A 12,176-nucleotide genomic window follows, 5' to 3' on the forward strand; every position below is an offset into this window, starting at 1 on the left:
AGTTCCTTAATGATAATTGAGCACGCGAGCGAGCTGATGGGCAAAAGCCAGCGGGTTCGCCAGGTGAGAGTTGTGGCCCGCAGCGGGGATCACCGCCGGGGGCAGCGCGGCCTGAAGCGCCAGCTGCAGGAATTTTTGATCCCACTCACCGCACAGATAGCGGAACGGGAAACTTTTCTGCCTTAGCTCCGGCAGGAGCCAGGGCTGCGCCGACAGCGACGTGGCCTCCAGCATCGCGGCCAGCCCTTCACCGCGATTATCCAGGCGGCGAGCCACCAGGCGCTGGCGCTCAATCGGGGTCAGCTCGGCAAAGACCGGCTGCTGATACCACTGGCACAGCGCCTGCTCCAGCGGCTGCTGGCGAAAGCGCTGCGCCCAGCAGAGATCGTGCTCCCTGCGGATCGCGCGCTCTGAGGGCGAAGCGAGGCCAAAATGTCCGGCTTCGACCAGTAACCCCATCAGTTCCTTCCCGGCATGGCGGCAGGCGTGGTAAAGCGCCAGCCGTCCGCCGAGCGAATAGCCAATCAGCCAGTAGCGCTTAACCTGGTGATAATCCAGGGTGGCGTTAAGCCGCTGCGACAGCTCATCAAAGCCGTTAACGCTTTGCGCGCGCGAACCACCATGCCCGGGGAGATCAACGCTGAGCAGCGGCCAGTGGCTGAAATAGCGCTGTACCGGCTGCCACTCCTGCGCGCTGCCGAGAAAACCGTGCAGCCAGACCAGCACCGGGCGCGTGCTGTGATGATGCCCCTGCCAGTGCGCATGGAGCATCACAGGGTCACCACTTCTCTGGCGCAGCAGTCCAGGGTTTGCGCGCCGTCGTCGCCATTGACCACCACTTCGACCAGCGTGACGCCGCCGTTAAAGCCCTGCTGCACCGCCTGTTGCAGCGCCAGCCAGCTGGCTACGCGCCGGAACTGCAGACCAAACAGCGCCGCCGCATGGCTGAAGTCCGCCTGCGGCGGCAGGGCAAACAGCGAAGCGCGCTGCGCAGGCGGCGTCGGCAGCAGCGAGAAGATCTGCCCACCCTGATTGTTGACCACCAGGATCACCACCGGAGCCGGGGCCTGCTGCAGCAGCGCCAGGCTGTTAAGATCGTACAGCGTGGAGAGGTCGCCCAGCAGCACCAGCAGCGGCTGGCCGTTGCCGCGCTGGGTGCCCGCCGCCGTCGCCAGCAGGCCATCAATACCGCTGGCACCGCGATTGCAGTACACCGGATATCCGGCCGGCAGCGAGGCAAAGGCGTCCACCAGCCGGATCGACAGGCTGTTACCGAGAAACAGCGCGCCTTTTTCCGGCAGCAGTTCGCACAGACGATGGGCCAGCTGCGCCTCGCCGAAGTGGTGCAGATGCTGATGAAGATAGCGCCGGGTGCGCTGCGCCAGCGCATCAAGCTGCGGGCACCAGGGCTGGCGCGGCTGGGCCGGATGGTGCTGTAACCAGCGATCAATCTGCACTTCCATCCGCCGCCCGCGCGGGCACGCCGGGTTACGCTGGCCGGGCAGAGGATCAACATGCCAGTAGCTCTGCGCCCGGCAGTTGGCCTGGTAGCCGAGCAGGTTTTTCCCGGTCAGGCTGCTGCCAAACTGCAGCACAATCTGCGCGGCATCCAGCGCCCGCTGTGCATCAGGATGTGCCAGCCACAGCGCGGCGGCCGGTAATGGTTGCCCACATTGCGCAATCACATCACCCAGCAGCGGCCAGCCCAGCTCTGCGGCCCACTGCCCCACCAGCAGGCCCTCGGCCGCCGTCATTCTTCCCGCAATCACCACGCCACGCTTCTGCCGCCAGAACAACCAGTCGGCTTCGGTCGGGATATTCACAGTGCGAGCGTAATGCAGCCAGGGATCCCGGCTCTGCCACCAGTCGCCCAGCGCCTGCTGCCAGCCAGGGAAATCATCGCTCTGCTCAGCGTACAGCGGCTCGGCAAACGGACAGTTAATATGAACCGGACCGTGACGCGGGTTTGCCAGCAGCGTATCCAGCGCGCTAACCAGCCAGCGCGCCGGGATCTCCGCCGTCGGGCGCGGCAAATTGAGGGAGCCTGCGAGGTGAGATGCAAACAGGCCAGGCTGCTCGGTCGCCTGATTGGCGCCGCAGTGGATTAATTCTGGCGGGCGGTCGGCGCTGATAATCACCAGTTTTTCTCCGGTCAGCTGTGCTTCCACCACCGCCGGATGCAGATTCGCCACCGCCGTGCCGGAGGTGACAATAATCGCCACCGCCTGGCGGGTTGATTTCGCCAGACCCAGCGCCAGAAAGCCCAGCCCGCGCTCGTCAAAATGGGTGTGGCACACCAGCTTTTGGTTTGCCGCGGCGGCCAGCGCCAGCGGCGCCGAGCGTGAACCGGGTGCAATGCAGACGTGGTGGATGCCGTGGCGCGTGAGCGTCTCCAGCAGCACCTCTGCCCAGCAGCGATTAAACGCTGCCTGTGAACTCCCCTGCGACCTCGTTTGCTGCATAGCCACTCCGCATCAAAAACCCTGCTGCTATTATAAGCAGCTGTTCTGCGCCCTTTTTGATTTGAACCCGTATTACGCCGGGTTTTCACCACTGAATAAGCAGCCAAGCGTCGCTGCCTTATGCTCAACTTCCTGCCACTCCCGCTGCGCATCGGAGCCGCTGACAATGCCCGCTCCGGCATACAGCCGCGCCTGATTCCCCCGTACTTCGGCACAGCGCAGCACCACTGCGAACTCACTGTGGTGCAGGGAGAGATAGCCAATTGACCCGCTGTACCAGCCGCGCTGAAATGACTGATGCTGATGGATGAACGCGGCGGCCGCGCGGCGCGGTAAGCCATAGACGGCGGCGCTCGGCTGCAGGCGGGACACGCAGCGTGCGTCATCGCTGTGGCGCAGCGTGGCGTGAATGCTGCGCCGCAGGTGCTGCAGCTGACGCAGCGGCAGCAGTTCCGCAGCCGCGACGTCGAGCGCCGTCACCTCATCGGCCAGCCGCTGGCGGATATCCTCAACCACCAGCTGGTTTTCCCACTGATTTTTACCGTCGGTCAGCAGGCCAGCCTCAGCAATATCGGCGGTACCCGCCAGGGCTTCGCTCCACAGTTCCGTGCCATGCCGGGCATATAACCTTTCCGGGCTGGAGCCTGCCAGTGCCCGATCTTCGGCGGTGGCCAGCATAAAGTGATAACAGCGCGGGTTGATCCGCTGACTGGCGGCCAGCAGCGCTGCAGCTGAGAGCGGCTGCGCGCAGGTGAAATCACTGGCGCGGGCCAGCACGACCTTATCCAGTTCGCCAGCGCGAATGGCCTGCAGGGCGCGCTCAACCTGCTGGCACCAGCCGGATTTATCCGGCAGCGTATTGACGCTGATTGCACGGGGTAACGGTGGCAGCGGCTGTGACGGCAGCAGGCCGTCGAGCCAGGCCAGCAGGTGCCGGGCTTCCTGATACAGGGAGGTGTCGCTGAGTAAGTTAAGGCTCAGCCACTGCCCGCTGTCGTCCTGTCGCAGGCTGAGGATCGGCAGAAACAGGTAGCTGTCGCCATCGACGGCGTTCCCCCCGACCAGCTGCCAGTGCGGCGGGAGTGCGTGAAGTCGTGCGGTCGCCCGATCCATCGAGCGGCAAACATCCCGCGCCCCAAGCGCCATTAAGGTGCTCTGCCCGCAGCGTGACTGCCAGTAAAACTGCGGCCAGCAGCGCTGGGTACCCAGCCACGCCAGCGCGTCGACCTCCCCTGACAGAGAGACGCGTAGCTGCAGCGCGCCGGGGGCATCACTCGAAATCTCAATAAGCTGGTCACGCAGTTGATGCAGCGCACGGACGAACGGCAAGGGAACCTCGGCAGTAAACGGGCCAGGCGCACATTTTAATGAAGGGAAAAACGGGGAATATTGATCTCAGTGGGGCAGAATGAAAACAGGCGCCGAAGCGGCGCCTGAATCACGAGCAATTAACGCTTAGCGTCGAGCCAATAGCAGCCCGACGACCAGGCCAAGGGTGGCACCGACGCCAATACCCTGCCACGGTTTATCATGCACATACTCGTCGGCGCGCGTGACAGCCTGCTTAGCGCGCACATAGTAGGTATCAGACGCGTTGCTGACGCGGGATTTCACTTCATTCAGTGATTTTTCCGCTTTCGCTTTCAGCTCCATGTATTTCTGGTCTGCCGGGTCGCCCGATGATTTCAGTACTTGTTCCAGCGTTTCAGTCAGTAACGCCAGGTCGTCATCCAGTCGAGTTTCATGTGGTTCAGTTGTTGTTGCCATTTCCATTCTCCTTGGGCGAATAACATACGTTGATAACTATAGACAGTATTTGCCGCTCTGCCTGGCTAAAGCGACCAGGAATGCGCTGAGAATCGCGCAGAAGGTTGCCATAAGGCGCGTGTATTTGTGCTTCAGGCGCGGTAAACCAACGAATAAACACGGGAAATCACTGCGGCAGTTAGATTTATCTGATAAATTTTGCGTGAACTGAATTATCAACCCGGCTCGCTGTCGTAACTCCCTGTAACCGGGCTAAATCCGGCCAAGCGAATGCGTGCAAACGCACGACAGTCACTACAAACTCCGTTCACCTGAGGAAATTATTTCCGGCATGAATCGAAGAATGTTTATGAAAGCGTCAATGGCATTCGCTACCGTAAGTGGGATGTCAGGACTCTCCGCGTTATTCTCCCAGGCTGCCTGGGCGGAAGATGGGATTGCCGACGGAACCGCTAAGCGTTTTGACTTTGACGTCCTGAAAAAAATGGCTGCCGGCATGGCAAAACAGGCCTATGGTGGTGCTCCGGCACCGCTGCCGGAAACCCTGGCAACGCTGACTCCGCAGGCTTATAACGAAATCCAGTACGATGCAAACCACTCGCTGTGGAACGGCATCGACAATCGTCAGCTCGACGTTCAGTTCTTCCATGTGGGTATGGGCTTTAAACGCCGTATCCGCATGTTCTCCGTTGACGGCGCCAGCCGTGAGGCGCGTGAAATCCACTTCCGCCCGGAGCTGTTCAACTACAACAATGCCCACGTGGATACTCAGCAGCTGGAAGGCAAAAACGACCTCGGCTTTGCCGGTTTCCGCGCGTTTAAAAAACCGGAACTGGCAAAACGCGACATCGTTTCGTTCCTTGGCGCCAGCTATTTCCGCGCGGTAGATGAAACCTACCAGTACGGGCTGTCGGCACGCGGCGTAGCGATCGATACCTTTACCAGCAAAGAAGAGTTCCCGGACTTCACTGCCTTCTGGTTCGAAACGCCAAAAGCAGACGACACCACGTTTGTGATGTACACCCTGCTGGATGGCCCAAGCTGCACCGGCGCATTTAAATTCACCATCCACTGCGAAGAGAAACGCGTGGTGATGGAAGTGGAAAACCACATTTATGCGCGTAAAGATATTCAGCAGCTGGGTATCTCTCCCATGACGACCATGTTTAGCTGCGGCAATAACGAACGCCGCATGTGTGACACCATCCATCCGCAAATTCACGACTCCGACCGTCTGGCGATGTGGACCGGTAGCGGTGAGTGGATCTGCCGCCCGCTGAACAACCCGCAGCGCCTGACCTTTAACGCTTATCAGGACGAAAACCCGCGCGGTTTCGGCATGTTGCAGCTTAATCATGACTTCCAGGATTATCAGGACGTGATTGGCTGGTATAACAAGCGGCCGAGCCTGTGGGTTGAGCCGGTCGGCAAGTGGGGTAAAGGGGCGATTAATCTGATGGAGATCCCGACCACGGGTGAAACGCTGGATAACATCGTCTGCTTCTGGCAGCCTGCCGACGCCATCAAAGCGGGCAGCGAGCACAGCTTCTCCTACAAGCTTTACTGGAGCGGTCTGCCGCCGGTTCGTAGCGGTCTGTCACGGGTGAATGCGACGCGCACCGGTATGGGCGGCTTCCCGGAGGGCTGGGCGCCGGGCGAACACTATCCCGACGTCTGGGCGCGCCGTTTTGCGGTCGACTTCGTGGGTGGCGATCTGAAAGCGGCAGCCCCGAAAGGGATTGAGCCGGTGATCAACGTCAGTAGCGGCACCCTTAAGCAGGTTGAGATCCTCTACGTTGAGCCTATCGATGGCTACCGCATCCTGTTCGACTGGTATCCTGACAGCGACGCCACCGCGCCGGTGAATATGCGCCTGTTCCTGCGAACCAAGGATGAGACGCTGAGCGAAACCTGGCTGTATCAGTACTTCCCACCGCCGCCTGACAAGCGTAAGTATATTGATGACCGCGTGATGACTGCGGGTTAATCAAATTACAGGTAAAAAAAAATCGGGCCACATGGCCCGATTTTTTATTGGCAGCGTGCTGAATTACATTAGCGGCTGCGCCAGTTTTACCAGCGAGATCAGCGGCTGCGGGTAGATACCCAGCGCCAGCACCAGGATTGCTGAAATCAGGACCACCACACCACCGGCGGTGAACGCCCAGTTCGCCGGGGTATCACGCTGCATCAACTCTGGCGGGTTGAGGTACAGGCTGACGGTCATACGCAGGTAGTAGTACAGGCCGATGGCACTGCCCAGCACCACGGCGCCGGTCAGCCACCACAAATGCGCACTCACACCGACCGCAATGACGTAGAACTTACCGATAAAGCCAAGCGTCATCGGGATACCCGCCAGTGACAGCATCATCACGGTCATCACCGCGGCGAGGATCGGACGGTGCCAGAACAGACCACGGTAGGAGTACAGCGAGTCAGCATCCGGGCCACGGTAAGGGCTGGACATCAGGCTGACGACACCGAAAGCACCAAGGCTGCTGAACAGATAACCGGCCAGGTAAACGCCAACCGTCTCCATCGACAGCTGGTGAGTCTGCACGGCAATCAGCGCCACCAGCAGATAGCCGAGGTGAGCAATTGACGAGTAGCCCAGCATACGCTTGATGTTGGTCTGCGAAATCGCCATCAGGTTACCGAACAGCATCGACAGCACCGCCATGATGCCGAGTACGCTGCGCACGCCTTCGTTATCGGCCAGCGGTGCATACATAAACAGGCGCATCAGCACGCCAAAGATGGCGATTTTGCTGGCGGTAGCCAGGAAGGTCGACACCGGAGCCGGAGCCCCCTGATAGACGTCTGGCGTCCACAGGTGGAACGGAACCAGCGACAGCTTGAAGCCAAAGCCAACGATCATCATACCCAGACCCGCCATCAGCAGCGGCTCATGCAGGACACCATCGTTCAGGCTCTTACCCAGCGAAACAAAGCTGAGGTTGCCCGAGTCTGCATACACCAGCGCCATACCGAACAGCAGGAATGATGATGCGGCAGCCGACAGGATGGTGTACTTGATCGCCGCTTCCAGCGAGCGTTTCTGCTGGAAGGCGTAGCCCACCAGGCCAAACAGCGGCAGGGAGATCAGCTCAATACCAAGGAACAGCGAAGCCAGGTGATTCGCGCTGGCCAGCATCACACCGCCCAGCGTCGCAATCAGTACCAGCAGGTAAAACTCTTCGCGGTTATCCGGGTAGCCCGCCAGCCACGGGTAGGCAAAGGTGCAGGTTGCCAGGCTGGCAAGGATAACCAGCCCGGTATACAGCATCGAATAGCTGTCCACGCGCAGTAGCGGGGTGACATCCATTGGCCCAGCCTGGCCGACAAAGTACAGCGAGAACAGCGCCAGGTTGAGACCGATGACGGCCAGCGTCGCATTAACGAAGTGATTGCGTCGCCACGCAATGGACAGCATCACAACTACCACCGTCAATCCGACGATCAGCAGCGGTAGAAGCGCGATCAATTGTTGAGGAGTTATTGTCATGGCGAATTACGGCCTTGTAGTTGAAATTGAAGCAGTAAACCACTGCTGAATATTACTCATCGCAGCATGCGAGGTATCCAGAATCGGCTGAGGATAAACACCCAGCAGCACCAGCAGGACCACCAGCACCATAATCATCAGGAACTCACGCGCTGACATACCGCGCAGAGGAGTATCTGACTTTGGCGCACCGTAGTAAGCGCGTTGCATCATAATCAGTGAGTAAACCGAAGCAAACACCAGACCGAAGGTCGCGATGACGATGATCACTGGCACCGTCTGGAAGCTGCCCGTCAGGATCATAAACTCCCCGACGAAGTTACCCGTACCCGGCATCCCAAGGTTTGCTACCGCGAAGAACAGCGACAGGCCCGGTAACCATTTGATACGTGCCCACAGGCCACCCATCTGACGCATATCACGGGTATGCAAACGCTCATACAGCTGACCACAAAGGATGAACAGCGCAGAAGCTGACAGGCCGTGCGCAATCATCTGCACCACCGCGCCCTGGAACGCCAGCTGGCTACCGGTGTAGATAGCAATCAGCACGAAGCCCATGTGGGAGATAGAGGTATAAGCAATCAGGCGCTTGATATCGTACTGCGAGAAAGCCATCCACGCGCCGTAGAAGATACCGATAATCCCCAGCCACATCGCAATAGGAGCAAACTCGGCCGAAGCATTTGGGAACAGCGGCAGCGCGAAACGCAGCAGACCGTAAGCGGCGGTTTTCAACAGAATACCGGCAAGGTCTACCGAACCTGCCGTGGGTGCCTGGCTATGCGCATCCGGCAGCCAGCCGTGCAGCGGAACCACCGGCATTTTTACCGCGAAGGCGATAAAGAAGCCCAGCATCAGCAGGTATTCAACGCCGTGCGACATTGGCGTTTTCAGCAGTCGTTCGTAGCTGAACGTCCATTCGCCGGTCGCGTTGTAGTGCACAAACACCAGCGCAAGAATCGCAATCAGCATCACCAGGCCGCTGGCCTGGGTATAGATGAAGAACTTGGTCGCGGCAGAAATACGCGTCTTCCCGTCGGAGGCTTTGTGGCCCCACAGCGCGATCAGGAAGTACATCGGCACCAGCATCATCTCCCAGAAGAAGAAGAACAGGAACATGTCCATGGCGAGGAACACGCCGATCACGCCACCGAGGATCCACAGCAGGTTAAGGTGGAAGAAGCCCTGCCATTTCTCGATTTCATTCCACGAGCAGAGGATCGCCATCAGGCCAAGCAACCCGGTCAACACCACCATCAGCAGCGACAGGCCGTCGAGCGCCAGATGGAACTCAATACCAAAGCGCGGGATCCACGGAACGGAGAACTCAGATTGCCACTGCGGGATCCCCGCAGCCTGAGTCAGTGAATAGCCTCCCTGCAACCACAGCTGCAGCGAAAGCACCAGCGTCAGCCCCATTGCGATCAGTGCGATCCAGCGCGGTAGCTTGGGTCCGAAGCGCTCAAGCTGCCAGCACAGCAAGCCGCCGACAAACGGGATTAATATAAGCCAGGGTAATAACATGGCGATTTGTTCCCTTTATAAGCCTGAATGGGCTATCTTGCTTGCCATTTTTGCCCCCGGCAGTGCTCGCAATGCTCACATACTTCAGTATGCTGCGCTTGCTCTGCGCTGGCGGTGACAAAACTGACTGCGCCGATGACGCCCAACCTTCAGGTAATTTTCAACATTCTTAAACTCAGGACGGGGCCAACCAGCCCCACCCCACTCACGAACCTTTACATCACCATCAGCAGAGCCAGCACCACCACGGCGCCGATGCTCATTGAGGCCAGATACCAGCGCAGGTAGCCGTTTTCGCTGATCACCAGGCCTTTGTTAGCGCCACGCGCCAACAGTGCCGGGATGTTCATCAGGGCATTTAACGGGTCACGCGACAGCAGCCAGGCCACGCCAAGGTAAGGCTTGACGAAGATTTTGTCGTACAGCCAGTCGAAGCCCCAGGCAGCAAACCACCAGGTCGAGAAGAAACGGCCTGGCGCGCTGTTGGCGATCGAAGTCACCAGCGTGCGTTTGCCCAGCCACAGCGCGGCAGCCAGCAGAATGCCGACAATCGCGACTACGCCAGAGGCAATCTCCAACGTCAGCACGCTGCCGTGCGCCAGTTCAGCGGTATCCGGCAGTACGCCTTTCAGCGGCGGCACAATCATCGCGCCAATAAAGGTTGAGAGAATTAACAGCACGATCAGCGGCAGATGATGAGTAATCCCTTTGCCGGCGTGAGCGTGAATTTGTTCTTTCCCGTGGAAAGTAATGAAGATCATACGGAAGGTGTAGAGCGAGGTCATAAACGCCCCGGCCAGACCGGCAATCATCAGGTTAAGATGACCATTAGCCAGTGCCCCTGCCAGAATCTCATCTTTACTGAAGAAGCCCGCAGTGATCAGCGGCAGAGCAGACAGCGCGGCGCCCCCGACCAGGAAGCAGACATACACCAGTGGGATACTTTTACGCAAGCCGCCCATTTTGAAGATGTTCTGCTCATGATGGCAGGCAAGGATCACCGAACCCGAGGAGAGGAACAGCAGCGCTTTGAAGAACGCATGGGTCATCAGGTGGAAAATCGCCGCATCCCAGGCCTGAACGCCGAGCGCCAGGAACATATAGCCAATCTGACTCATGGTCGAATAAGCCAATACGCGCTTGATATCGGTCTGCACCAGCGCCGCAAAGCCAGCCAGCACCAGCGTCACCGCACCAACGATACCGACCAGATGCAGCACTTCCGGCGTCATCAGGAACAGGCCGTGAGTACGGGCAATCAGATAGACACCTGCGGTGACCATGGTTGCCGCGTGGATCAGTGCAGATACCGGGGTTGGGCCCGCCATCGCGTCGGCCAGCCAGGTCTGCAATGGCAGCTGGGCTGATTTACCGACCGCACCACCTAACAGCATCAGGGTTGCCCACATCAGCATATGGTTATCGGCAGCAAAGTGTGCCGGCGCCAGCTCGACCATCTCGCGGAAGTTCAGCGTACCCAGCTCGTTGTAAAGAATGAACAACGCAAATGCCAGGAACACGTCACCCACGCGGGTCACGATAAAGGCCTTCATCGCCGCCGCACCGTTTTTCGCTTCGGTGTAGTAGAAACCGATCAGCAGGTACGAGCAGAGACCCACGCCTTCCCAGCCGAGATACATCAGCATCAGGTTATCGGCCAGTACCAGAACCACCATGCTGGCGATAAACAGGTTGGTATAGGCGAAGAAGCGCGAGTAGCCCTCCTCCCCACGCATGTACCAGGAGGCGAACATATGGATGAAGAAGCCGACACCGGTGACCACAGACAGCATAGTCAGCGACAGCCCATCCAGCGTCAGGCTGACGCTGATGTTGTAGTTACCTACGTGGATCCAGGTCCACAGCAGCTGATTAAATACCTGCTGGCCGTTGGCAAAGAAGTCCATGCCAACATAGAGCGTGACCAGCGCGGCCAGACCGACAGAGCCCATCCCGACGGTAGCGGCCAGATTTTCTGACCAGCGACCACGGGAAAATGCCAGCAGTAAGAAGCCAATCAGCGGAAACAGGATTGTTAAATAGAGAAGGTTCATCCGCGCATCTCACTCACTTTATCAATGTTGAGGGTCTGACTGCGGCGATGCAGCTGCAGCAGCAGCGCCAGGCCAATACTGGCCTCAGCCGCAGCCAGGCTGATTGCCAGGATATACATCACCTGACCGTCTGCCTGACCCCAGTAGCTCCCCGCCACCACAAACGCCAGTGCTGCGGCGTTAATCATGATTTCGAGACCAATCAACATAAACAGCAAGTTACGGCGAATAACCACGCCCGTGAGTCCGAGGACAAACAGAATGGCCGCCAGAATAAGTCCATGCTGCAGAGGGATCATACCTGCTCCTCCTTGTTACTTTTCACTTTGTCCGCCGGGCGGTTGCTCAGCACCTCACCAGGGCGCTGCTCGCGACCGATGTGGAAGGCCACGACCAGGCCTGCCAGCAGCAGCATGGAAGCCAGCTCAACGGCCAGAACATAAGGACCAAACAGGCTGATGCCGACGGCTTTTGCATCGATCATCGTGCCGTCAATGCCCTGGTCATTAATGCTACGGATGGCGTAAACCAGCACCACCAGCAGGACAAACGACAGCACGGCAGGCCCGATCCACATAGAAGGTTGCAGCCAGCGGCGCTCCTGCTCGATCTCCTGGCCGCCAAGGTTCAGCATCATCACCACGAAGACGAACAGCACCATGATGGCACCCGCATACACAATGATCTCCAGCGCACCGGCAAAGTAAGCGCCGAGCGAGAAGAACACACCGGCGACAGCCAGCAGAGAAATAATCAGGTACAGCAACGCATGTACCGGGTCTGTGTGGGTGACAACGCGCAACGTCGCCAGCACCGCTACCAGTCCGCAAAGATAAAACGCAAATTCCATGCCTGGCT

The 12,176-nt window shown here is 58.9% G+C and carries 10 protein-coding genes; 1 reads left to right on the forward strand and 9 read right to left on the reverse strand.

What is annotated here, in order from left to right:
* Nucleotides 1-6: 6 nt before the first annotated feature.
* From menH to elaB, 4 genes are all read right to left on the reverse strand, one after another.
* On the reverse strand, nucleotides 7-771 hold the full coding sequence (menH, locus tag ID864_RS08520; RefSeq protein WP_191149719.1) for a 2-succinyl-6-hydroxy-2,4-cyclohexadiene-1-carboxylate synthase: 765 nt from the start codon (nucleotides 769-771) through the stop codon (nucleotides 7-9).
* Nucleotides 771-2,462: a 2-succinyl-5-enolpyruvyl-6-hydroxy-3-cyclohexene-1-carboxylic-acid synthase gene (gene menD / locus ID864_RS08525; protein WP_191149720.1), complete on the reverse strand. Its 1,692-nt coding sequence runs from the start codon at nucleotides 2,460-2,462 to the stop codon at nucleotides 771-773. Before menD ends, menH begins: the two co-directional genes overlap by 1 nt.
* Nucleotides 2,463-2,534: 72 nt before the next feature.
* On the reverse strand, nucleotides 2,535-3,791 hold the full coding sequence (locus ID864_RS08530) for an isochorismate synthase (protein ID WP_191149721.1): 1,257 nt from the start codon (nucleotides 3,789-3,791) through the stop codon (nucleotides 2,535-2,537).
* A gap of 126 nt (nucleotides 3,792-3,917) precedes the next feature.
* On the reverse strand, nucleotides 3,918-4,229 hold the full coding sequence (gene elaB / locus ID864_RS08535) for a stress response protein ElaB (protein ID WP_048915462.1): 312 nt from the start codon (nucleotides 4,227-4,229) through the stop codon (nucleotides 3,918-3,920).
* Between the two features lie 331 nt (nucleotides 4,230-4,560).
* Here elaB and ID864_RS08540 point away from each other — a divergent pair, with 331 nt between their 5' ends.
* The gene (locus ID864_RS08540) at nucleotides 4,561-6,216 is read left to right on the forward strand and encodes a glucan biosynthesis protein D (protein ID WP_099754451.1); all 1,656 of its coding nucleotides are present in this window, start codon (nucleotides 4,561-4,563) and stop codon (nucleotides 6,214-6,216) included.
* 63 nt (nucleotides 6,217-6,279) lie between these two features.
* On the opposite strand, the gene nuoN is transcribed toward ID864_RS08540, so the two are convergent.
* From nuoN to nuoJ, 5 genes are all read right to left on the reverse strand, one after another.
* On the reverse strand, nucleotides 6,280-7,737 hold the full coding sequence (nuoN, locus tag ID864_RS08545) for an NADH-quinone oxidoreductase subunit NuoN (RefSeq protein WP_048915460.1): 1,458 nt from the start codon (nucleotides 7,735-7,737) through the stop codon (nucleotides 6,280-6,282).
* Nucleotides 7,738-7,743: 6 nt separating this feature from the next.
* Nucleotides 7,744-9,264: an NADH-quinone oxidoreductase subunit M gene (gene nuoM / locus ID864_RS08550; protein ID WP_048915459.1), complete on the reverse strand. Its 1,521-nt coding sequence runs from the start codon at nucleotides 9,262-9,264 to the stop codon at nucleotides 7,744-7,746.
* Nucleotides 9,265-9,479: 215 nt separating this feature from the next.
* Complete coding sequence (gene nuoL, locus ID864_RS08555; protein ID WP_048915458.1) at nucleotides 9,480-11,318, reverse strand: NADH-quinone oxidoreductase subunit L; 1,839 nt, start codon at nucleotides 11,316-11,318, stop codon at nucleotides 9,480-9,482.
* A complete protein-coding gene (gene nuoK / locus ID864_RS08560; protein ID WP_048915457.1) occupies nucleotides 11,315-11,617 on the reverse strand; it encodes an NADH-quinone oxidoreductase subunit NuoK in 303 nt (100 codons plus the stop codon). The genes nuoL and nuoK overlap by 4 nt, the downstream gene beginning before the upstream one ends.
* Nucleotides 11,614-12,168, reverse strand: a complete 555-nt coding sequence (gene nuoJ / locus ID864_RS08565) for an NADH-quinone oxidoreductase subunit J (RefSeq protein WP_048915456.1) — start codon at nucleotides 12,166-12,168, stop codon at nucleotides 11,614-11,616. Before nuoJ ends, nuoK begins: the two co-directional genes overlap by 4 nt.
* Nucleotides 12,169-12,176 lie beyond the last annotated feature (8 nt).

It is taken from the genome of Erwinia aphidicola, assembly GCF_014773485.1.
In the GTDB taxonomy this organism is placed as follows: domain Bacteria; phylum Pseudomonadota; class Gammaproteobacteria; order Enterobacterales; family Enterobacteriaceae; genus Erwinia; species Erwinia aphidicola.

Coding starts and splice junctions, on each gene's coding strand:
- nuoL (WP_048915458.1), bottom strand. CDS start 11,318: ATGAACCTTCTCTATTTAACAATCCTGTTTCCGCTGATTGGCTTCTTA.
- nuoM (WP_048915459.1), bottom strand. CDS start 9,264: ATGTTATTACCCTGGCTTATATTAATCCCGTTTGTCGGCGGCTTGCTG.
- nuoJ (WP_048915456.1), bottom strand. CDS start 12,168: ATGGAATTTGCGTTTTATCTTTGCGGACTGGTAGCGGTGCTGGCGACG.
- nuoK (WP_048915457.1), bottom strand. CDS start 11,617: ATGATCCCTCTGCAGCATGGACTTATTCTGGCGGCCATTCTGTTTGTC.
- nuoN (WP_048915460.1), bottom strand. CDS start 7,737: ATGACAATAACTCCTCAACAATTGATCGCGCTTCTACCGCTGCTGATC.
- ID864_RS08540 (WP_099754451.1), top strand. CDS start 4,561: ATGAATCGAAGAATGTTTATGAAAGCGTCAATGGCATTCGCTACCGTA.
- menH (WP_191149719.1), bottom strand. CDS start 771: ATGCTCCATGCGCACTGGCAGGGGCATCATCACAGCACGCGCCCGGTG.
- elaB (WP_048915462.1), bottom strand. CDS start 4,229: ATGGCAACAACAACTGAACCACATGAAACTCGACTGGATGACGACCTG.
- menD (WP_191149720.1), bottom strand. CDS start 2,462: ATGCAGCAAACGAGGTCGCAGGGGAGTTCACAGGCAGCGTTTAATCGC.